Origin of the sequence: Streptomyces sp. LUP47B, assembly GCF_001746295.1 — a bacterium.
Classification (GTDB): Bacteria; Actinomycetota; Actinomycetes; order Streptomycetales; family Streptomycetaceae; genus Streptomyces.
This window is the reverse complement of sequence record NZ_MJAH01000021.1, coordinates 162,819-183,716: the sequence shown is the minus strand read 5'-3', so window position 1 is coordinate 183,716 and position 20,898 is coordinate 162,819. Positions and strand designations below refer to the sequence as shown.

Here is a 20,898-nt window from a genome sequence, read left to right as displayed (position 1 = left end):
GCGGAGCGCCCCCCTCACCGTCGGCTCTACTTGTTCAGGAAGGCCCAGAACTCGTCGAACGACAGGAGCTTGTCGCCGTTCAGGTCGCGGCTCTTGATGATCGCCTCGGCGACCGACTCGGTCACGTTCCAGTCGCCGCCCTGGGCCAGGGCGGACTTGAACTCGGCGGCGGTGATGGTGCCGTCCCCGTCCGCATCGATCCGCTCGAACTGCTTGCGTGCTTCCTCGATGTCGATGTGCGCCACCGGTCCGCCCCTTTTCTTGCCTTTGTCGTGTCTCGCTGGCTTGCTGCCGCAGGTCAGATTAGCCGCCCGCGCCGACCTCCGGTGCGGCGCCCACCCGGGGAAAACCGCGGTGCCGTCCTCGATCGTGTCTGCGAAGGTGGGCCTTTCAGTGGGCGACGACTCGAGGAGCGGTGTGATGGAGACCTTGCGGGAGATTCTCGACGCGGCGGCCCGCGGCGTCTTCCCGCCCGCGGACGGCGGCACGACGGTCGTACCGCAGGAGTGTCACCGGGACGCGGGCGTGCTGTCCTTCACGGCACACTCGGTCGTCTTCACCGACGAGGACCCCGAGTGGGTCCACGCCACCCTGCGCGGCCTGGACTGCGACGCGCTGGCCGCGACGCTGAACCCGCGGTTCCTGGCCGCCTTCCTGGACCGGACCGGTCGCAGGTCCGAGACCATCGACGCGATGCTGGTCGCCGATCCGCTGCCGGGCGGACCGCCGCTCATGCTGAAGGAGATCGAGGACGCGAACCATCCCCGCATCGCCTACGCCCGCAGGCGGCGCGACGGCATCCGTGCCTGGACGGCTCAGGGCGGGGTGCTGGTGACGGGGCGCGGGGTCGGCGGCCGTCTGGAGGTCTCGGTGGAGGTGGACGAGGACGTACGGCACCGGGGGCTGGGGCGGGCGCTGGTGACCGCGGCCAGGCACCTCGTCACGGAACCGCTGTGGGCCCAGGTCTCACCGGGCAACGCCCGCAGCATGCGGGCGTTCCAGGCGGCCGGTTACCGTCCGGTGGGCGCGGAGGCGGTGCTGCTCGCCGCGACCCCGCGGGTGCTCGGCGGCTCAGCGGAAGATGCCGGTGTGACCGAGTGAGTACCGTCCCGGCTGCGGATACACCGCGAGTCCGTGCGGGCCGCTGCCGACCTTGACACGGGCCAGCTGCTCGCCGGTGCGGGTGTCGATGGCGTAGACCTCGGAGTTGTAGCGGCCGGACAGCCACAGGACCTTGCCGTCGGCCGAGACGCCGCCCATGTCGGGGCTGCCGCCCTGGGGAAGGTGCCACTTCTTGGTGAGCTTGTTCTGTGTGAAGTCGAAGACGGAGACGGTCCCTTCGCCACGGTTGGAGACGTACATCTCGCGTGAGTCGCGGCTGACGTAGAGCCCGTGGGCGCCCTTGCCGGTGGGCAGCAGCGTCGGCTTGCCGAACGTGTCGCCGTCCAGGACCCACATCCCGTCGGCCATCATGTCCGCGACGTAGAACCGCTTCCCGTCCGGCGAGACCTTGACGTCCTGCGGCATGGCCCCGTCGAAGGGGAGCTTCTGCTGCCCGATCACCTTCATCTTCTCGGTGTCGACCTTCAGCAGCTCACCGCTGAACTCGCAGGACACGATGAAGTACCTCCCGTCCAGGGAGAAGTCGGCGTGGTTGACGCCGTAGCAGCTGACCGGCACGGTCTTGACCCGCTCCATGGTGTGCGGGTCGCGGAAGACGAGCTCGCGGTCGAGGGAGGCCATCACGACCGCGTACTTGCCGTTGGGTGTGAAGTAGAGGTTGTACGGGTCGTGCACGTCGACCGGCTCGCCCGCCTTGCCGGTCCTCGGGTCGATCGGTGTGAGGGTGTTCCCGCGGTCGTTGTTGACCCAGAGGGTCTTCAGGTCCCAGGAGGGCACGACGTGCTGGGGCTGCCGCCCCACACGGATCGTCTCGATGATCTCGTACGTCTTCGGATCGATGACGGAGACCGTGTCGGACTCGGTGTTGGGCACATAGACCCGCGACGGGAAGTCCTTGACCACCGGCGACAGCTTGTTGGGCCGGTCGGCCGCGTACACGTCCTTCGGATCGAGGACGGGCGGCATGCCGGGCAGCCCCTGGTCCGTTTTCCGCACCGGTTTCACGGGGGCGGGCACGGCCGCCTTGGTGCCCGGGGCCTCGTCCGCCCGGTCCTTGGACTCGGTGCCGCAGGCGGCGAGGGCGACGAACGCGGCGCCCGCGATCAGGGCGCTCTTCACGAGGTGGCGCTTCATGGCAGTGGGAGGCATCAGCTGAACAGCTCCGTGGTGGTCACCGCGGCCAGGCCGCGCCGGTCGAGTTCTTCCAGTACGACGGGGAGGGCGGCGATCGTGTCGGCGTACCCGAAGTGCAGGCTCACCACGGACCCTTCGCGGATCTCGGAGAGGACCTTGCGGGCGACGACGGGGGCGCCGGGCGAGGTGAAGTCGAGGGAGTCGACGTCGTAGGAGAGGACGTGGGGGTAGCCGGCCTCCTGGGCCAGCCGCGTGACGAGGGGGGTGGCGACGGGCGTGCGGGAGGGCCGGAACCAGGTCCCGATCGACCCGGTGAGCCGCTTCAGTCGCTCCGCGCACCCGGTGATCTCCGCTGCGGCGTCGGTCTCCGACATCGCGTTGATGTCGAGGTGGCGCAGGGTGTGGTTGCCGAGGTCGTGGCCGCCGTCGAGAATCCGGCGGGCGAGGTCGGGGTGTGCGTCGAGCCATGTGCCCACGGCGAGGACGGTGACCCGGGCGCCGTACTTCTCGGCTTCGGTGAGCAGGGTGCGGGCGGTCGCGGGATCACCGGCACCGTGGAAGGTGAGGGCGACCCGGGGGCGGTCGCGGGGGCCGTGGGTGAGCTGGGCGGGGAGGGCGGGGAGGGCGGGGGCTGCCGCGCTGGGGGAACGGACTGGATGGGCGACGGCACCACTGCTGCTCGCACATCCCGCGGTCAGCGCCAGTCCGGCGGTGGCGAGCAGCACTGCCCGACGATCGGTAGCGGTCACCCGCCCCATTTAAGTGGTTATGACAGAGAATGCCGCTGATCGACCCACCGACTACCTGTCAGCCACCCGCATCTCGAACCAGGTTGTCTTGCCGCGAGGCAGCAGGTCCACGCCCCACCGGTCCGAGAGCTTGTCCACGAGGAACAGCCCTCGGCCGCTGACATCCATCTCCTGCACCGGCATCAGGCAGGGCAGCCCCCGGGAGGGATCCCGCACCTCTATCCGGATCCACCCCCGACGACGCCGCATCCGAAGACCGAACACCCGCGCCCCGGTGTGCCGCACCGCGTTCCCCACCAGCTCGGACACGAGTAACACGGCGTCCTCGGTCATCTTCGGAGTGAGCCCCCAGTGACGAAGAACGATCACCTGGGTCAAGCGCCGTGCGGCCGCCGCGGACTCCGGCCGGGACGGCAACGGAACCTCGGCCTCGGTGGGATTCCCGAACAGTTCGAGCGCCTTCAGTGCGTGCTCGTCCTCGACCGCCGGAGACCAGCGCGCCGTCGTCGTACGGCTGTCTCCCCGCGGCTGTTCGAAACCCTCCAGCCCCGCCATGCCCCCATCATGGCCGCCGACGGAGCCCTCTGTGGCCGTTCCTGACGAATACGCCCCCCGGAATGCGTCGTTCCGACGGCGCCCATCGGCATATGCCAAAGGCACTTCGGTGCCTTCGACAGCCCTGTTGACCTGCGGCGGAGGCTCACTGGGAGGCAATCGACCGGCTCCCTCGACAAGGCAGACTTAAGGTTGCGTTAAGGCTCCCATAAACAGCTCCTTCGAGGGACCCGGATCAGACACCGCGTCAATTGCAAGCGGTTCAGAGGAATTTCGCCTTGCCGGGGCCCTCCTCGACGAAGCTCTTCATGCCGCGTTCGCGGTCCTCCGTGGCGAACAGACCGGCGAACCAGTTCCGTTCCACCGCGAGGCCCGTCTCGATGTCGGTCTCCAGCCCGGTGTCGATCGACTCCTTCGCCGCGCGCAGGGCGATCGCCGGTCCCTGCGCGAGCTTGGCCGCCCAGGCGTGCGCCTGGGTGTACACCTCGTCGGCGGGCACGACCCGGTCCACCAGGCCCAGCGTCAGCGCCTCGTCGGCCTTGACCATACGACCCGTGAAAATGAGGTCCTTCGCCTTGGACGGGCCGACCAGCCGGGCGAGCCGCTGGGTGCCGCCCGCGCCGGGGATGAGGCCGAGCAGGATCTCCGGCTGCCCCAGCTTGGCGTTCTCCGCGGCGATCCGGAAGTCCGCGCACAGAGCGAGCTCGCAGCCGCCGCCCAGGGCGTAGCCGGTGACGGCCGCGACGACCGGCTTGGGAATGCGGGCCACGGCCGTGAACGCGTCCTGGAGGCCGCGGGCACGCAGGACCATCGCGGTGTGGTCCATGTTCTGCATCTCCTTGATGTCCGCGCCCGCCGCGAACACCTTCTCCCCGCCGTACAGGATCACGGCGCGCACGTCCTCGCGCCGCGTCGCCTCCTCGGCGAGCTCCTTCAACCGGTCCTGGGTGGCCACGTCCAGCGCGTTCATGGGCGGGCGGTCGAGACGGATGGTGCCGACACCTTCGGCGACTTCGAGATTCACGGTCATGCCAGCAGGTTAACGGCGACTAACGGTGACGGGCCGGGTGCGGTCGCTCACATTCGGCCGGGGGTCCGGGGGCTGCCCCCAGACAGACACAGCACGGCGACTAACGGTGACCGGCCGGGTGCGGTCGCTCACATTGCAGCGGCCCCGGTGCCGTGCATCGCACCGGGGCCGCTCATCATCGTAAGAACTACGCCTTCCACTTCTCCCACGACATGTTCCAGCCGTTGAGGCCGTTGTCCGCGGCGACCGTCGCGTCGTCGGAGTTCTGGACCACGACCACGTCACCGATCAGCGAGTGGTTGAAGAACCAGGCGGCCGGCACACCGCTGTCGTAGCCGCCCTTGACGTCACGCAGGCCCACGCAGCCGTGGCTGGCGTTGTAGTTGCCGAAGGCGTCGCCGCCCCAGTAGTTGCCGTGGATGAAGGTGCCGGAGTCGGTCAGCCGGGCGGCGTGCGGGACGTCCTTGATGTCGTACTCGCCGCCGTAGCCGACGGTGTCGCCGTTCATCCGGGTCACCGCGAGCTTCTCGCTGATGACCATCTGGCCGTTCCAGGTGTCGTAACCGGGCTTGCCGGTGGTGACCTTGATGGTCTTGATGGTCCTGCCGTCCTGGGTGACCTTCATCGTGTGCTTCTTGGCGTCCACGACGGAGACCTGGTTGCGGCCGACGGTGAAGGAGACGGTCTTGTCCTGCTTGCCGTAGACGCCGTCGCGGCCCTCGACCCCGTTCAGGTTGAGGTCGACGGTGACCTTGGTGCCTTCCTTCCAGTACTGCTCGGGACGGAAGTCCAGGCGGTCGTTGCCGAACCAGTGGCCCTCGACGTCGACCGCGGGCGAGGTCTTGATCGTGATGGCCTTCTCGACGTCCGCGGGGCTGGTGATGCCCCGGGTGAAGCGGATGGAGAACGGCATTCCGACGCCGACCGTCGAACCGTCCTCGGGCGTGAACGTGCCCGTGAAGGTGTTCTTCGGAGTCAGGGTGGTGAAGCCGGAGTCCTCGGCCGCCGTACGGCCCTTGGCGTCCTTCGCGACCGCGTGCACGGTGTAGGCGGTGCCGGCGGCGAGGTGGGTGGACGGCGTCCAGGAGGTGCCGTCGGCGGATATCTTCCCTGCTATCGCGGTGCCCTTGGCGTCCTTGACCTGAACCTCGGTCAGCTTGCCCTTGCCGGCACCGACCTTGAGCGCGCCGCTGGTGTCGACGGACTTCGCCCCGTCCTTCGGGACGATGGAGACGACGGCCTCGGACTGCTTCGTCTCGGTGGCGGACGAGTCGCCCTTCTCGGCCTTGGCGTCACCGGAACCGGAATCTCCCCCGCCGCATGCGGTGACCGCCAGCAGCAGAACGCCGAGTATCAGCGCCAGCAACCCCTTGGTCCCGCGCCCCCGCGCGTCAACCGACGCCCCCGATATCGGTCGCACGTTCAAGTCTTTCTCCCCTCGAAGGGCCTGGTCAGGCCCGCTCCCCAGCGCGTTCCACGAACGCGTTGGCGAATATTAACCGCAGAGATTTGAGCATCGTGTGAGTCCAAGGTCACCATTCCGTCCCAACTTCAACGGAAAGTTGGGCCGACCCGCCCCCCCCTGCCGGGTTACTTCACCGCACTGCCCGCCTTCCACTCCTTCCATCCCATATTCCAGCCGCCGAGGCCATTGTCAGGAGCGACCTTTTTGTCATTGCTGTGGACGACCTCGACGACGTCCCCGACCAGGCTGCGGTCGAAGAACCAGCCCGCCGGCGTGTCCGAGCTGCCGCCCTTCACATCCCTGAGGCCCACACAGCCGTGGCTGACGTTGACCCTGCCGGGGGCGCTCGGCGCCCAGTAGTTGCCGTGCAGGAAGGTCCCGGAGTCGGTCAGACGCAGGGCGTGCGGGACGTCCGGGATGTCGTACTCGCCGCCGAAGCCGACCGTGCGGCTGTTCATCCGGGTCACTTCGAGCATCTCGGTGACGACCATCTTGCCGTTGTACGTGGTCGTCTTCGGGGCGCCCGCGGTGATCGGCACGGTGGCGAGCAGTTCACCGTCCCGTCTGACCTGCATGGTGTGCCGGGCGGCGTCGACGAGGGAGACCTGGCTGCGGCCGACGGTGAAGGAGAAGGTCCTGTCCTGGAGGCCGTAGACGCCGGACGCCCCTTCCACGTCACGGAGTCCGAGCGCGACCGTCACGCGGGTGCCGGGTCTCCAGTAGTGCTCGGGGCGGAAGTCGAGGCGGCCGTTGCCGAACCAGTGCGGGCGGATCTCGACGGCCGGCTTCGAGGTGACGTGCACAGCGCGTTCGACGGCGGCGCGGTGCTGGATCTCCCGGTTGAACTCCAGGGAGACGATCATCCCGGTGCCGACGGTGGAGCGGTTCTCGGGGCTGACGTACCCGATGAAGCGTTCCTCGGGGACGTAGGTGGTGAACGTCGTGTGCCGGGCCGAGCGGCGGCCGTGGCCGTCCAGGGCGACCGCGTCGACGGAGTACTTGGCGGCCAGCGCCAGCTGTGCCTCGTCGGGTTCCCAGCGCAGGCCGTCCTCGGAGATGCGCCCGGGCACCGGGAAGTCCTGCGCGTCCTGGGACTTGACGACGGTGACCGACTCGAGGCGTCCGCTGGGGACCCGGATCCGCAGTCGCTCCTCGGGCGGCACGCCCTTGGTGCCGTCGTCGGGCGCGACCCTGATCACGTCCTCGGGCGCGGGAGGCTTCCCGAATCCACCGACACCGCCGATCCCGCCACCCCCGTCCGCCGTACAGCCGGCGATCCCGGCCAGCAGTCCTGCCCATGTCATTACGGCGGCCAGAACGGCCCCCGCGCGCCGAGCGCGCCCTTGTCCATGCGTCACGAGGAACCCAACGACCGGCCCCACCCTGGGGAAACGTAAGTACGAGCCCGTTCGTGCACCGGCCTCGCAGGCACCGGGAAGGCGGCCATGAGTCCGCTCTTCACCTTCCCCACTCAGAGTCCGCCCAGCGGCCCTGCCCGGGGAAACGTGAGTGCGAGGCAAGCGCTGGGCAGAACAGTGGGGAGAACGACGCGAGGGGGTGTCGCGGCCGGGACGCCGTGCGCCCTTTTCCGCGTTGCTCCATGAGCCGTGGGAGGCCGACCGGTGTCCAGCGCAGCCGAGCAGGAGGCGGTGACGGAAGCCGCCGAGGAGCGCCCCGCCTCGCTGGTGAACGGCGCGCGGCGCAAGGCGCCCGCCGTGCCGGTGTGGCCCGGTGCGCCGACACCGCTGGGCGCCCGGTTCCGGGTCGGCCCGGATGGGGTGGCGGGGACCAACTTCGCGCTGTGGGCGGGCGGGGCCGAGGCGGTCGAGCTGTGTCTGTTCGACGCGGACGGCAAGGAGACCCGGGCCCGGCTCACCGAACTCACCCATGAGATCTGGCACGGCTTCGTGCCCGGTGTCATGCCCGGCCAGCGCTACGGCTTCCGGGTGCACGGCCGCTGGGACCCGTGGACCGGCGGCCGCTGGAACCCCTCGAAGCTGCTCCTCGACCCGTACGCCCGCGCGGTGGACGGCGACTTCAGCCTGCCGCCCGAGGTGTACGGCCATGTCCGCGACTGGCCCCAGCAGCAGGTCGCGGACACCGTACGGGACGACCGGGACTCGGCGCCGTACGTCCCGAAGGGTGTGGTCGTCCACGATGACGACGACTGGGCCGAGGACCGTCGCCCGAAGACCCCGTGGGCCGACTCGGTGATCTACGAGGTGCATGTGCGGGGGTTCACCGCGCTGCACCCCGGCATCCCCGAGGAACTGCGCGGGACGTACGCCGGGCTGGCGCACCCGGCCGCGATCGAGCACCTCGTGAAACTGGGCGTCACGGCGGTCGAGCTGCTCCCCGTCCACCAGTTCGCGCACGAGGACCACCTGCTGCGGCGGGGTCTCAAGAACTACTGGGGCTACAACTCCATCGGCTACTTCGCCCCCCACGCGGGCTACGCGGCCTCCGGTACGACGGGCCAGCAGGTCGGCGAGTTCAAGCGCATGGTCCGCGCGCTGCACGAGGCCGGGATCGAGGTCATCCTCGACGTGGTCTACAACCACACGGCGGAGGCGGGCGAGCTGGGGCCCACGCTGTCCCTGAAGGGCATCGACAACCGCGGGTACTACCGGTTGCAGTCCGACGCCCGGCGCTACGCGGACTACACGGGCTGCGGCAACACCCTGCACGTGGTCCAGCCCCATGTGCTCCGGCTGATCACCGACTCCCTGCGCTACTGGGTGACGGAGATGGGCGTGGACGGCTTCCGCTTCGACCTGGCCGCCGCGCTGGCCCGTTCCATGCACGACGTGGACATGCTGTCCCCGTTCCTCGCGGTCATCGCCCAGGACCCGGTGCTGCGGCGCGTGAAGCTGATCGCCGAGCCCTGGGACGTGGGCTCCGGGGGCTATCAGGTGGGCTCGTTCCCGCCCCTGTGGACGGAGTGGAACGACCGCTATCGCAACGCCGTACGGGACTTCTGGCGGGGCGCCCTGCCGGACGTCAGGGATCTCGGGTACCGCCTCTCCGGTTCCAGCGACCTGTACGCCTGGGGCGGGCGCCGGCCGTACGCCTCGGTCAACTTCATCACCGCGCACGACGGCTTCACCCTGCGGGATTTGGTGTCGTACGAGCGGAAGCACAACGAGGCGAACGGCGAGGGCAACCGGGACGGCACGGACGACAACCGGGCCTGGAACTGCGGGACGGAGGGGGAGACGGACGACGAGCGGGTACGGGCGCTCAGGCGGCGGCAGTTGCGGAACCTGCTCACCACGCTGCTGCTGTCGACGGGTGTGCCTATGCTGGTCGCCGGCGACGAACTGGGCCGCACCCAGCGCGGCAACAACAACGCGTACTGCCAGGACAACGAGATCAGCTGGGTGGACTGGGGTCTGCTGGAGGACCCCGGCTGGAAGGCCCTGTCCGACCTCACCGCCCGGCTGATCGAACTACGCCACCGGCACCCGGTGCTCAGGCGCCGGGCGTTCTTCTCGGGGCGGGCCCACTCCGCGGACGGACTGCGCGACCTGGCCTGGTTCACGGCCCGCGGCACGGAGATGACGGAGCGGGACTGGTACGCCCCCGCCGCCACGCTCGGCATGTATCTGTCGGGGCGGGACATCCCCGGCCGGGACGAGCGCGGTGCGCCGATCGTGGACGACAGCTTCCTCGCCGTCCTGCACGCCGGGGACCGGCCGACGGGCTTCGTGCTGCCGGGGCCGCCGTGGGCGGAGCGGTACGAGGTGGTCGTCGACACGTCGAGGGAGGAGCAGGAGGAGGCGCCGGGCGTGGTGCACCGGGCGGGGACGTCGATCACGGTTCCGGCGCGGGCGGTGCTGCTGCTGCGGGTGGCCGGGTGAGACGACAGGAGGGTGCCGGACTGCCCGGCTAGCCGAGGATGCCCCGCTCGTACGCCGTCGCCACCGCGGCCGCGCGGTCCTTGACGCCCAACTTGGCGTACAGGTGGGTGAGATGGGTCTTCACGGTCGCCTCGCTGATGAACAGCTCGCGGGCGATCTCACGGTTGGAGGTGCCTTTGGCGACCAGGGCCAGCACCTCGCGCTCACGGGCGGAGAGAGGCTCGTTGCCGGGGGCCCTGGGAGCGCGCACCGCGGAGACCAGACGGGAGGCGACGGCCGGGGACAGGACCGTACGGCCCGCCGCCGCGGCCCGCACGGCCGTGAACAGCTCGTCGCGCGGGGCGTCCTTGAGGAGGTAGCCGGTCGCACCCGCCTCGATGGCGGGCAGGGTGTCGGAGTCCGTGTCGTACGTCGTCAGGACGAGGACCTTCGCGCGGGCCCGGGCACGCGTCAGCTCGCGGATGGCGTCCACCCCGCCGCCGCCCGGCATCCGCAGGTCCATCAGGATCACGTCGGGATCGAGAGCGGTCGCCCGCTCGACGGCCTCGACGCCGTCGGACGCCTCGCCGAGGACGGTGAAGCCGGGCGCGGACTCGAACATGCCGCGCAGACCGTCCCGTACGACGGGATGGTCGTCGACGATCAGCACCGAGATGTCACTGGTCATGGCGGACCAACGGTACGCGAGCCGACAGCGCGGTGCCGTGGCCCGGTTCGGACTCGACGGTGAGGGAGCCCGCGATGCGTTCGGCGCGGGCCCGCATGCCGTCGAGTCCGAAGCCGCCGGTGCGGGAGCGGGGCGCGACGGCGAGGGGGTCGAAGCCGACTCCGTCGTCGCGGATGTCGAGGATGACCTCGTCGCCCAGGAAGGTCAGGGTGACGCCGAGGCGGCCGGCCCTGGCGTGCCTGGAGGCGTTGGAGAGGGCTTCCTGGGCGATGCGCAGGAGGGTGGCGGAGACCTCGTCGTGGAGTTGCTCGGTGGTTCCGGCGACGGTGAACTCGGCGCGGATTCCGGTCCGTTCGCCCCAGTCGGCGACCGTGTTCTTCAGGGCCTGGGGCAGCCCGTCGTGCTCCAGCGCGACGGGGGCGAGGTTGTGCACCGAGCGGCGGGCCTCGCCGAGGCTGTGCCGGGCGAGGTCCATGGCGCGGTGAACGTGCTGGCGGGCCTGGCCCTCGTCGGGCGTGTTCACGACCACCTGGAGCTGGGCGATGATGCCGGTCAGGCCCTGGGCGAGGGTGTCGTGGATCTCGGCGGCGAGCCGCCGGCGCTCGTCCGCGACCCCCGCTTCCCTTGCCTGGACGAGGAGTTGGGCGTGAAGGGCGGCGTTCTCGTCGAGCGCCTGCTGCAGAGCCTCGATGGTCGAGGTGCGCTCGCGGGAACGCTGCTCCTCCTGCTCGGTGATGTGGGCGACCACCGACTGGAGACCGAAGTTGGCGGCCAGGAGCGCGGCGAACCCGAGCCACTGGGCCGTACTGTCCGGCATCAGCCCGCCGGCCTGCGCGCCCGCCACGGTGACCGCGCTCGCGAACAGTCCGAGCCGCCGCCACATGCCCGGGATCAGCTCGTCGGCGTCCATGTAGCCGGTGGCGGCGTAGAACGCGAAGAACGGGTTGAGCCAGGTCAGCACGAAGGCGATGGCCCAGCGCACGGCGTAGTACACGGTGCCGGCCCGGGAGGGGCTGCGGCCGCGCCTGACGCGGCGGTGCCGGGTGCCGTGCCACCACGTCTGGAGGACGATCGCGGCGCCGACCAGGGCCCCGACGAGATACCAGTCGACGGGACCGTCCATGATGCCCGCGGAGACCACCGCGAGGACGACACTCGTGCCCAGCAGCCCGTACGGCCCCCAGACGTGCAGCCGCTCCCAGTACCGGTCGATCCTGGCGTCCGACGCGTTCATCTGCCCAGTCTGCACGGCCCGTTCCTCACTCCCAGCGGAACCAGCGGGACGCGGCGGCCGTGAGCAGCACCGTCCAGGCGACGAGCACGCCCAGGTGGGTCCAGCCCGGCCAGTTTCCGGCCGCGGCCCGGTTCAGGGCTTCGGCGGCCGCGCCGAACGGGGTGTACCCGACGATCCGGGCGAGCGTGTTCGGCATGGTCTGCACCGGCGCCCACACGCCCGCGCAGAACATCGACGGGAAGAACACGGCGGACCCGATGGCACCGGCGATCTTCGTGGTCCGGGACAGCGCGGAGATCACCGCGCCCAGCGCGAGGGCCACCAGCACGGCCAGCACCAGCGCCAGCAGGTAGCCGGCGAATTGCTCGGGCAGTCGTACGGCGAAGGCGAACCGGCCGACGAGGAGGGCCAGCAGCGCGGACGCCAGGGCGGCGCCGCCGTAGACGGTCATCTGCGCGGTGAGCAGGGCGGTCGGGCGGACCGGGGTGGTGGACATGCGGCGCAGGATGCCGCGCTCGCGGTAGCCGGTGAGGGTCTGCGGCATGGATTGCAGGCCGCCGACGATCAGACCGAGGAGCACGGCCACCGGGACGTAGACGTCGATGGTCCTGAGGCCGCCGAGGTCGGCCTCGTGGTTCCGGAAGGACGGGATCGAGCCGAGGATCCCCAGGAGCAGGGTCGGGAACAGCAGGATCCAGAAGAGGGCGCCCGGTTCGCGCAGGAAGAGTCGGACCTCGGTCCGCAGTACGGCGGTGTTCATGCCGCGTCCTCCTGGGTCAGGTCGAGGAAGGCGTCGTCGAGGGTGGCGTCGACGACCCGGAGCTGGTGAGCGGTGACGTGCCGGCGGGCGAGCAGAGTGATCACGGCGTTCACGGTCTCGTCGGTGCCGGACAGGGTAAGGCGGCCGTCCCGGTCCTCGATGGAGGCGAGGGCGGGCAGCGTGTTCAGGTCGTGTGCGTCGAGCGGGGCCGAGGGGGTGAAGCTGATGACGGTGGCGCCGGCCGAGCGGTGGATGAGGCCCGCCGGGGTGTCCAGGGCGGCGATCCGGCCCTTGTCGATCACGGCGATCCGGTCGCAGAGCCGCTGCGCCTCCTCCATGAAGTGCGTGACGAGCAGGACGGTGACGCCGTTGGCGCGGATGTCCTCGATGAGCTCCCAGGTGTCGCGGCGGGCACGCGGATCGAGGCCGGTGGTCAGCTCGTCCAGGACGACGACCCGGGGATTGCCGACGAGCGCGAGCGCGATGAACAGGCGCTGCTTCTGGCCGCCGGAGAGCTTGCCGAACCGGGTGGTGAGCTTCTGGGTGAGGCCCAGGCGCTCGGCGAGCGGGCGCCAGTCGAGGGGCTTGTCGTGGAACGCGGTGTACAGCTCCAGGGCCTCGCGGACGGTGAGCTTGGCCTGGAGTTCGCTCTCCTGCAACTGGGCGCCGAGGACGCGGGCCACGCGCGCGTGGTCGGCGACGGGGTCGAGACCGGTGACCCTCACACGGCCCGCGTCGGGAATCCGCAGACCCTCGACGCACTCCACGGTGGTGGTCTTCCCGGCGCCGTTCGGGCCAAGAATTCCAAAAATCTCGCCCTCCTCGACGGCGAAGGAGACACCGTCGACGACGGCCCGGCCGCCGTAGGACTTGCGCAGTTCGCTGACTTCGATGACGGACATGGCATCAGCGTCCCGGCAGGGGCCCCGCCACCACATCGCCCGTCGCGCTCGACCCGGCATCAACCGATCGGCTGATGCGGCCGTACGACCCCTCGAACATGCAGGTCGTAGGACCAGCGGCCGATTCCGGTCCGGCCAAAACTAGGTGGGCGTTGTCAGTGCCGGTCCGTAGGCTCGCAGCTGATGTCCACGACACGTGCAACCACCAAGGACCGATCGGCGGCAACAACCCTGCTGCGTCTGTGGCCGTATGTGCGGCCGGCCCGCGCGCGGCTGGTCACCGCCGCGCTCGTGGCGATCCTCGCCTCCTGTACGGGGCTGGTGATCCCCCTCGTCCTGAAGTGGATGGTGGACGGCCCGGTCGCCGACGGGGACACGGCGGGCGTATGGCTCGGCGCGCTGTACCTGCTGCTGCTCGGGTTCGCGGAGGCACTGCTGTTCGGGCTGCGGCGATGGCTGGTGGCGAGACCGCTGTCCCACGTCGAGGCGGAGATGCGGGCGGGCCTGTACCGGCACCTCCAGCGCCTCCCGGTGGCCTTCCACGACCGCTGGGCGTCCGGCCAGCTGCTGTCCCGGGCCACCACGGACCTCATGCTCCTGCGCATGTTCCTCGCCTTCCCGCTGACCTTCCTGCTGGTCAACGCCGTGACGATCATCGTCGGCGTGATCATCATGCTGCTCCAGGACTGGACGCTGGGGCTGGTGATCCTGGGTCCGGCCATCCCCGTGATGATCACGTGCATGGTCTTCGAGAAGCGGTACCACAGTGTGGCGCGGCTCGCCCAGGACCAGGTCGGCGACCTCACGACGGTCGTCGAGGAGAGCGTGCTCGGCATCCGGATCATCAAGGGCTTCGGACGCCACCGTTCCCAGGCGCGGGCCTTTCGTGAACTGTCCGGGAAGCTGCGGGGAACCGAGCTGCGCAAGGCGGGACTGCTCGCCACGATCTGGGGCGTCATCACCACCCTCCCCGAGGTGGCCATCGGGGCCGCGCTGGTCCTGGGCTGCGTGCAGGTGGCCGATGGGGACCTGTCGGCGGGCACGTTGGTGGCCTTCCTGTCGACGGCACTTGCGCTCAGGTGGCCGGTGGAGTCGATCGGCTTCCTGCTGGCGATGACCCAGGAGGCGGCGACGGCGACGGAGCGCTATTTCGAGGTGATGAACGAATCACCGGAGCAGGAAGACGCGCCCCTCAGCCCCCACAAATCCGCGCCCGACGACGAAGGCCTCCGGTTCCACCAGGTCCGGTTCCGCTACCCCGACGCCCCCGAGGACTCCCCACCCATCCTCGACCTCATCGACCTCCACATCCGCCCCGGCGAATCCATGGCCCTGGTCGGCACGACGGGCAGCGGCAAGACGACTCTCACCGCCCTCGTCCCCCGCCTCCACGAGGTGACATCCGGCCACATCACCCTGGACGGCGAGGACATCACCGCCATGCCCAGAGAAGAGCTGCGCTCCATGGTGGCCGTCGCCTTCGAGGAACCCACCCTCTTCTCCGCCAGCGTCAAGGACAACGTCCTGCTGGGCATGGACGAAGGGGAACTGGACCGCGCCCTGTCCGTCGCGCAGGCGGACTTCGTGCACGCCCTCCCCCACGGCACCGACACCCAGGTCGGCGAACAGGGCCTCAGCCTCTCCGGCGGCCAGCGCCAACGCCTCGCCCTGGCCCGGGCCGTGGTCGGCAGGCCCAGATTCCTCGTCCTCGACGATCCCCTGTCCGCGCTGGACGTGCACACCGAGGCCGCCGTGGAGGCCGCGCTGCGCGACGTCCTCGCGGACACCACCGCCCTCATCGTGGCGCACCGCCCCTCGACCGTGCTGCTCGCCGACCGCGTCGCGCTGCTGTCCGACGGCCGTATCACCGCCGTGGGCACCCACCACGAACTGCTGCGCACCAACGCCGAGTACGCCCACCTCATGTCCGGCACCGGGGAAGCGGAGGACGACGACCGATGACGGCCCCCACCACCAACGCCCCCACGGCGGACGACGAACCCGAACTCCCCCGTCACCAGGACGCGGGGGACGCCTTCGACCGCGACCGCCTGCCCACTCCCCCGCGCGCCACCTCCCTCCTGCTGCGCTCCCTGCTCGCCCCGATGAGGGCACGGGTCACCCTCACCACGTTCCTGCTGCTGCTCCAGCAGGCGGCCGTACAGGCGGGCCCACTGCTGGTCGCGTACGCCATCGACCGCGCGGTTCCGGCGTTCCGGGACCACGACAACGGCCCGCTGATCGCGGTCGGCGCCGGCTATCTGCTGTCCGCGCTGGCCGCCGGCGGGCTCCAGTACGCGTTCATCCTGGTCTCCGCCCGCGTCAACCAGGACGTGCTGCTCGATCTGCGCGGCCGGATCTTCCGGCACGCGCAGGCGCTGAGCATCGACTTCCACGAGCGCTACACCTCGGGCCGGCTCATCTCCCGTTCGACGACGGACGTGGAGTCGCTGCGCGAACTGCTCAATGAGGGCTTGCAGGAACTCGTCACCGTCATCCTGTCCTTCCTCTACATCTCCGCCCTGCTGCTCTGGCTGGATCTCGCCCTCGGCGCGGTCGCGGTGGCGTCCTTCCTGCCGCTGTACCTGCTCGTGCGGGGCTACCGGCGGCGCGCGGGCCGGGTGTACCGGAAGCGGTCGACCGCGATCGCCGCCGTGATCGTCAAGTTCGTGGAGACGATGAACGGCATCCGGCCGGTGCGCGCGTTCCGCCGCGAGGCCGCCAACGACGCCGACTTCGCCGTACTGAACAGGCGGCACGAGCGGGTCAACGGCGACGCGCTGCTTGAGATGGCCCGCTATGTCGTCAGTTCCCGGCTGGTCGCCAACACGGCCGTCGCGGGGATCGTGCTGTGGGGCGCCTACCGGGTGGCGCAGGACTCGCTGGAGCTGGGTGTACTGGCAGCGGCGGTGCTGTATCTGCGGCGGCTGTACGACCCGATCGACCGGCTCGGGATGTTCCTGAACTCCTACCAGTCGGCGGCGGCCTCCCTGGAGAAGATCGCGGGTCTGCTCGCCCAGACCCCGACGGTGCCCGAGCCGGTGACACCCAGGCAGCTCCCGGCCCTCGAGTCGCAGCACCCGGGCCGCGAGGTCGTCTTCGACGGCGTCCGCTTCGCCTACCGCACCGGCGGCGAGGTGCTCCCCCGGTTCGATCTGACCCTGCCCGCCGGGCAGACGGTCGCGGTGGTCGGCTCGACCGGCGCCGGAAAGTCGACGCTCGCCAAACTCCTCGCCCGTTTCTACGACCCCTCGGACGGCCGCGTCCTCCTGGACGGCGTGGACCTTCGCGAGCTCGCCGTGCCCGAACTGCGGCGCGGGGTGGTCATGGTGACGCAGGAGGCGTTCCTGTTCTCCGGCACGGTCGCCGAGAACATCGCGATCGGCCGGCCGGACGCCACCCGCGAGGAGATCGAGCAGGCGGCGAAGGCGATCGGCGCGCACGACTTCATCAGCGCCCTGCCCGACGGCTACGACACGGACGTACGCAAGCGGGGCGGCCGTATCTCGGCGGGTCAGCGCCAGCTCGTGGCGTTCGCGCGGGCGTTGCTCGCCGATCCGGCGGTGCTGATCCTGGACGAGGCGACCAGCTCGCTGGACATCCCGGGCGAGCGGTCCGTGCAGCGTGCGATGGGGACGGTCCTGAAGGGCCGTACGGCCGTGGTGATCGCGCATCGGCTGTCGACCGTGGAGATCGCCGACCGGGTACTGGTCATGGAGCACGGCAGGATCGTCGAGGACGGCACACCGGCCGAACTCGTCGCGGACGCGGGCCGGTTCGCGGATCTGCACCGGGCCTGGCGGGACAGCCTCGCGTGAATCGACAGGGGGACAGGTGATCGACGCGTACGAGGACCCCGGCACGCCCGACGTCCGGGGCGGCTGGCGGTATCTGTGGTGGCTGGTGCGCTGCCAGCCCGGGCGGTCCGTCGCCGGGGCGCTGCTGGGCAGCTCCTGGATGGTGCTGCTCGCGGCGACGCCGTATCTGATGGCGAAGGCGATCGACGAGGGTCTGGAGCCGGGCGACTGGGCGGCGCTCGCCGGCTGGTGCTTCGCGCTGTTCGCGGTCGGCTCCTTCAACGCCTGGCTGAGCATCATGCGGCACCGCACGATGACCCGGGTGCGGATGGACGCCAACTTCCGCACGGTCAAGGTGGTCGTCGGACAGGCGGTCCGCCTGGGCGCCGCCCTCTCGCGCCGGACCGGGGCGGGGGAGGTCGTCACGATCGGCGTGGGCGACGTGCAGACGATCGCGGGCGCATTGACGGTCGTCGGCCCGGGCGTCGGCGCGTGCGTCGCCTATCTGACGGTGGCCGCCCTGCTGGTCTCGGTCTCCCCGGTCCTCGCGGCCGTGGTCCTGCTCGGCATCCCGGCGATCGTCCTGCTCGTCGGCCCGTTCCTGTCCCGCCTCCAGGGCGCCGAGACGGAGTACCGCGACCGCCAGGGCGTCCTCACCTCCCGCATCGCCGACCTCGCGGGCGGCCTGCGTGTCCTCAACGGACTCGGCGGCAAGGGCCTGGTCGCCGACGCCTTCCACCGCGACAGCCAGCACCTGCGGGCCCAGGGCTACCGGGTCGGCGCGGTCACCAGCTGGGTCCAGGCCCTCGGCGTGGGCCTGCCCACCCTGTTCCTCGCCGTGGTCACCTGGCTCGCGGCCCGCCTGGCCGCCCAGGGCGAGATCACCGTGGGCGAGTTGGTCGCGGTGTACGGCTATGTCGCGGTCCTGGTGGGCCCGGTGGCGTTCTGGGTGGAGTGCGGCTACCAGCTGAGCCGGGGAGTGGTGGCGGCGAGAAGGGTCGTACGGTTCCTGCGCCTGGAGCCGATGGAGGACCGGGGCACACGGGACGCTCCCGCGGAGCCCTCGGTCCTGCACGACCCGGAGTCGGGCGTCCGCGTCCTGCCGGGCCGCCTGACGGCACTGGCCTGCGCGAGGCCCGCGGACACGGCAACGGTTCTGGACCGTCTGGCCCGGTACACCCCGTCAGCGGCGACGTGGGGCGGAGTACCGCTGAACGAGATCCGGCTGCCCCAGATCAGAGAGCACATCCTGCTGGCGGACCACGAGGCGGACCTGTTCGCGGGCACACTGCGCGAGGTGATCACGGGCGCGGACTGCGACCCCACGGCCGCCCTGCACGCAGCCGTGGCAGACGACATCGTCCAAGGTCTCCCGGACGGCCTCGACTCCCCCATGGACGCCCAGGCCCGCAACCTCTCGGGCGGCCAACGTCAACGCATCCGACTGGTGAGAGCCCTGCTCGCCGACGCAGAAGTCCTGCTCGCCGTCGAACCGACCTCCGCCCTGGACGCGCACACGGAAGCCCTCGTGGCCGGACGCCTACGAGAAGCCCGCCAGGGCCGCACCACAGCCGTCACCACCACCTCGCCCCTCGTACTGGACCACGCCGACGCGGTCCACTACCTGGTCGACGGCAAACTCGCGGCGACCGGAACCCACCAGCAACTCCTCACCGAGGAACCGGGATACCGCGCCCTGGTCGCCCGAGACGCGGAGGTCATGAAGTGAGCACGGGTCACCTGCCGGTCGCCGATCCCGTGACCGTGCGGCGGGCCGCGGTCCGGCTGGTACGCGCCGACACCCGCGCCTTCACCGCCGTACTCGCCCTGAACGCGCTCGCCGCCCTCAGCGGTCTGGCCGGACCGTGGCTGCTCGGCCGGATCATCGACGAGGTGCGCGCCGGGGAGGGCGTGGCGGCGGTGGACCGGCTCTCGCTCGTCCTCGTGGTGTGCGCGAGCACCCAGCTCGTCCTCGCCCGCTGGGCCCGCTACGTCGGTCACCGCTTCGGCGAACGCACCCTCGCCCGCGTCCGCGAGGAGTTCGTGGAGCGCACCCTGGCCCTGCCCGCCTCTGTCGTGGAACGCGCCGGCACCGGCGACCTCACGGCCCGGGGCACCGCCGACGTCTCGACCGTCGGCACCACGCTCCGCGACGCGGGACCCGAACTCCTCATCAACTCCGTGCAGTTCCTGTTCCTGCTGGCCGCGGTGTTCGTCCTCGACCCGCTGCTCGGTGCCGTCGGTGTGTTCGGTCTGCTGCCCATCTGGTTCGTGCTGCGCTGGTATCTGCGGCGGGCGAGGGACGGCTACCTGGCCGAGGGCGCCGCCACCTCCGACGTCGCCGAGATCCTCGCGGCCACCGCGTCCGGCGCCCGCACGGTCGAGGCGCTCCGACTCGAGAAGCGGCGCGTCCGGGCGAGCCGGGACGCCCTCGACACGGCCCGCCGCACCCGCCTCTACACCCTCTACCTGCGTAGTGTGTTCTTCCCTGTGGTGGAGGTGGCGTACATCCTGCCCGTGGCCGGTGTGCTCCTGGTCGGCGAGGTGCTGCACGCGCAGGACATGCTGAGCCTGGGGTCGGTCGTCGCCGCTGCCCTGTATCTGCGTCAGATGGCCACCCCCCTCGACGAGATCCTGATGCGGATCGAGCAACTCCAGTCCAGCGGTGCCTCGTTCGCCCGCGTGGAGGGCCTCGCCGCGGCCCCGCGGGCCTCCGCCGAGAACTCCCCCGCCCCCGCCGACGACCGCTTCGACGTCACCGCCGCGCGCTACTCCTACGGCCGCGGCAGTGAGGTCCTGCACGGCGTCGACCTGACCGTGCGCCCCGGTGAACGGCTGGCCGTCGTGGGCCCTTCCGGCGCCGGGAAGACCACCTTGAGCAGGCTGCTCGCGGGTGTCGACGCGCCGACCTCCGGATCGGTGACGGTCGGCGGGGTCCCTGTCGTCGGCCTCGACCCCGAGCAGCTGCGCCGCCAGGTCGTCCTGGTCACCCAGGAGCACCACGTCTTCCTGGGCACGGTCCGCGACAACCTCCGTATCGCCGAACCCGGCGCCGACGACGAGGAGTTGTGGGCCGCCCTGACCGCGGTGGGAGCCGACGGGTGGGTACGGGAGCTGCCGGAGGGGCTCGACACCGCGCTCGGTGACGACGGTTGCCGTACGGACGGTTCGCAGGCGCAGCAACTCGCCCTGGCCCGGGTGGTGTTGGCGGACCCCCACACACTGATCCTCGACGAGGCGACCGCGCTCCTCGATCCCACGACCGCGCGGCACACCGAGCGCGCCCTGGCCGCCGTGCTCGAAGGACGGACGGTGATCGCGATCGCGCACCGGCTGCACACCGCGCACGACGCGGACCGGGTGGCGGTGATGGAGAACGGCCTGCTGACGGAGCTCGGCACGCATGAGGAGCTGGTGGCGGCGGACGGGGCCTACGCGGCGCTGTGGGGGTCGTGGCACGGGGACCGGCCCCCGGTGTCCGGCCAGGGTGGAAAGTCCGTATAGCGAACATGAACTCCCGGACAACGAACGATTTCCGGCCAAGTTCCTGACGCGCTCCTGACAGTACGGGCTTTCCGGTGCCACGCTTCCCACGGCCGCTTCACAGCAACCTCACAGATCTC

The 20,898-nt window shown here is 70.6% G+C and carries 17 protein-coding genes; 6 read left to right on the top strand and 11 right to left on the bottom strand.

Translation table 11 applies throughout. The annotated features are described in order from the left end of the window. Nucleotides 1-26 precede the first annotated feature (26 nt). Nucleotides 27-245: an EF-hand domain-containing protein gene (locus tag BFN33_RS42850; RefSeq protein ID WP_020121116.1), complete on the bottom strand. Its 219-nt coding sequence runs from the start codon at nt 243-245 to the stop codon at nt 27-29. 175 nt (nt 246-420) lie between these two features. Here BFN33_RS42850 and BFN33_RS42845 point away from each other — a divergent pair, with 175 nt between their 5' ends. After that, nucleotides 421-1,101 carry a GNAT family N-acetyltransferase gene (locus BFN33_RS42845; protein ID WP_069765636.1) on the top strand — a complete coding sequence of 227 codons (681 nt, stop codon included), beginning with the start codon at nt 421-423 and terminating at the stop codon, nt 1,099-1,101. Here the strand turns inward: BFN33_RS42845 and BFN33_RS42840 are convergent. From BFN33_RS42840 to BFN33_RS42815, 6 genes are all read right to left on the bottom strand, one after another. Then, complete coding sequence (locus BFN33_RS42840) at nt 1,072-2,271, bottom strand: YncE family protein (protein WP_370743374.1); 1,200 nt, start codon at nt 2,269-2,271, stop codon at nt 1,072-1,074. The genes BFN33_RS42845 and BFN33_RS42840 overlap by 30 nt on opposite strands. Next, nucleotides 2,271-3,014, bottom strand: a complete 744-nt coding sequence (locus tag BFN33_RS42835) for a polysaccharide deacetylase family protein (protein WP_069765634.1) — start codon at nt 3,012-3,014, stop codon at nt 2,271-2,273. Before BFN33_RS42835 ends, BFN33_RS42840 begins: the two co-directional genes overlap by 1 nt. Nucleotides 3,015-3,056: 42 nt before the next feature. Beyond that, a complete protein-coding gene (locus BFN33_RS42830) occupies nt 3,057-3,560 on the bottom strand; it encodes an ATP-binding protein (protein WP_069765633.1) in 504 nt (167 codons plus the stop codon). Between the two features lie 262 nt (nt 3,561-3,822). Beyond that, nucleotides 3,823-4,590: an enoyl-CoA hydratase/isomerase family protein gene (locus BFN33_RS42825; RefSeq protein ID WP_069765632.1), complete on the bottom strand. Its 768-nt coding sequence runs from the start codon at nt 4,588-4,590 to the stop codon at nt 3,823-3,825. Nucleotides 4,591-4,777: 187 nt separating this feature from the next. Then, a complete protein-coding gene (locus BFN33_RS42820) occupies nt 4,778-6,016 on the bottom strand; it encodes an Ig-like domain-containing protein (protein WP_176742610.1) in 1,239 nt (412 codons plus the stop codon). Between the two features lie 164 nt (nt 6,017-6,180). Then, nucleotides 6,181-7,413: an Ig-like domain-containing protein gene (locus tag BFN33_RS42815; protein ID WP_069765630.1), complete on the bottom strand. Its 1,233-nt coding sequence runs from the start codon at nt 7,411-7,413 to the stop codon at nt 6,181-6,183. A gap of 264 nt (nt 7,414-7,677) precedes the next feature. Here BFN33_RS42815 and glgX point away from each other — a divergent pair, with 264 nt between their 5' ends. Then, nucleotides 7,678-9,915, top strand: coding sequence for a glycogen debranching protein GlgX (gene glgX / locus BFN33_RS42810; RefSeq protein ID WP_069765629.1), 2,238 nt, complete (start codon nt 7,678-7,680; stop codon nt 9,913-9,915). A gap of 28 nt (nt 9,916-9,943) precedes the next feature. On the opposite strand, the gene BFN33_RS42805 is transcribed toward glgX, so the two are convergent. Genes BFN33_RS42805 through BFN33_RS42790 form a run of 4 tightly spaced genes read right to left on the bottom strand, consistent with a single transcriptional unit; the run spans nt 9,944 to nt 13,478 of the window. Continuing rightward, the gene (locus BFN33_RS42805; RefSeq protein WP_057616264.1) at nt 9,944-10,582 is read right to left on the bottom strand and encodes a response regulator transcription factor; all 639 of its coding nucleotides are present in this window, start codon (nt 10,580-10,582) and stop codon (nt 9,944-9,946) included. Further along, entirely contained in the window at nt 10,572-11,816 is a 1,245-nt protein-coding gene (locus BFN33_RS42800) for a sensor histidine kinase (protein ID WP_069765628.1), read from the bottom strand. The genes BFN33_RS42805 and BFN33_RS42800 overlap by 11 nt, the downstream gene beginning before the upstream one ends. Before the next feature lie 25 nt (nt 11,817-11,841). Beyond that, the gene (locus BFN33_RS42795) at nt 11,842-12,576 is read right to left on the bottom strand and encodes an ABC transporter permease (RefSeq protein ID WP_069765627.1); all 735 of its coding nucleotides are present in this window, start codon (nt 12,574-12,576) and stop codon (nt 11,842-11,844) included. Further along, complete coding sequence (locus BFN33_RS42790; protein ID WP_069765626.1) at nt 12,573-13,478, bottom strand: ABC transporter ATP-binding protein; 906 nt, start codon at nt 13,476-13,478, stop codon at nt 12,573-12,575. The genes BFN33_RS42795 and BFN33_RS42790 overlap by 4 nt, the downstream gene beginning before the upstream one ends. Before the next feature lie 183 nt (nt 13,479-13,661). Here BFN33_RS42790 and BFN33_RS42785 point away from each other — a divergent pair, with 183 nt between their 5' ends. From BFN33_RS42785 to BFN33_RS42770, 4 genes are read left to right on the top strand one after another with little or no spacing between them, the layout of a single operon-like run. Next, nucleotides 13,662-15,440, top strand: a complete 1,779-nt coding sequence (locus BFN33_RS42785) for an ABC transporter ATP-binding protein (RefSeq protein ID WP_069765625.1) — start codon at nt 13,662-13,664, stop codon at nt 15,438-15,440. Next, the gene (locus BFN33_RS42780) at nt 15,437-17,296 is read left to right on the top strand and encodes an ABC transporter ATP-binding protein (RefSeq protein WP_069765624.1); all 1,860 of its coding nucleotides are present in this window, start codon (nt 15,437-15,439) and stop codon (nt 17,294-17,296) included. The genes BFN33_RS42785 and BFN33_RS42780 overlap by 4 nt, the downstream gene beginning before the upstream one ends. 16 nt (nt 17,297-17,312) lie before the next feature. Further along, nucleotides 17,313-19,004, top strand: a complete 1,692-nt coding sequence (locus BFN33_RS42775; protein WP_069765623.1) for an ABC transporter ATP-binding protein — start codon at nt 17,313-17,315, stop codon at nt 19,002-19,004. Next, nucleotides 19,001-20,779 (top strand): ABC transporter ATP-binding protein, encoded by a 1,779-nt coding sequence (locus BFN33_RS42770; protein ID WP_069765622.1) that lies wholly within the window; start codon nt 19,001-19,003, stop codon nt 20,777-20,779. The genes BFN33_RS42775 and BFN33_RS42770 overlap by 4 nt, the downstream gene beginning before the upstream one ends. The last annotated feature ends 119 nt before the right edge of the window (nt 20,780-20,898 follow it).

What these genes read in the sequence shown, in the direction of transcription:
- BFN33_RS42845 (WP_069765636.1), top strand. Translation starts at nt 421, where the DNA reads ATGGAGACCTTGCGGGAGATTCTCGACGCGGCGGCCCGCGGCGTCTTC.
- BFN33_RS42840 (WP_370743374.1), bottom strand. Translation starts at nt 2,271, where the DNA reads ATGCCTCCCACTGCCATGAAGCGCCACCTCGTGAAGAGCGCCCTGATC.
- BFN33_RS42835 (WP_069765634.1), bottom strand. Translation starts at nt 3,014, where the DNA reads ATGGGGCGGGTGACCGCTACCGATCGTCGGGCAGTGCTGCTCGCCACC.
- BFN33_RS42830 (WP_069765633.1), bottom strand. Translation starts at nt 3,560, where the DNA reads ATGGCGGGGCTGGAGGGTTTCGAACAGCCGCGGGGAGACAGCCGTACG.
- BFN33_RS42825 (WP_069765632.1), bottom strand. Translation starts at nt 4,590, where the DNA reads ATGACCGTGAATCTCGAAGTCGCCGAAGGTGTCGGCACCATCCGTCTC.
- BFN33_RS42805 (WP_057616264.1), bottom strand. Translation starts at nt 10,582, where the DNA reads ATGACCAGTGACATCTCGGTGCTGATCGTCGACGACCATCCCGTCGTA.
- BFN33_RS42800 (WP_069765628.1), bottom strand. Translation starts at nt 11,816, where the DNA reads ATGAACGCGTCGGACGCCAGGATCGACCGGTACTGGGAGCGGCTGCAC.
- BFN33_RS42795 (WP_069765627.1), bottom strand. Translation starts at nt 12,576, where the DNA reads ATGAACACCGCCGTACTGCGGACCGAGGTCCGACTCTTCCTGCGCGAA.
- BFN33_RS42790 (WP_069765626.1), bottom strand. Translation starts at nt 13,478, where the DNA reads ATGTCCGTCATCGAAGTCAGCGAACTGCGCAAGTCCTACGGCGGCCGG.
- BFN33_RS42785 (WP_069765625.1), top strand. Translation starts at nt 13,662, where the DNA reads ATGTCCACGACACGTGCAACCACCAAGGACCGATCGGCGGCAACAACC.
- BFN33_RS42780 (WP_069765624.1), top strand. Translation starts at nt 15,437, where the DNA reads ATGACGGCCCCCACCACCAACGCCCCCACGGCGGACGACGAACCCGAA.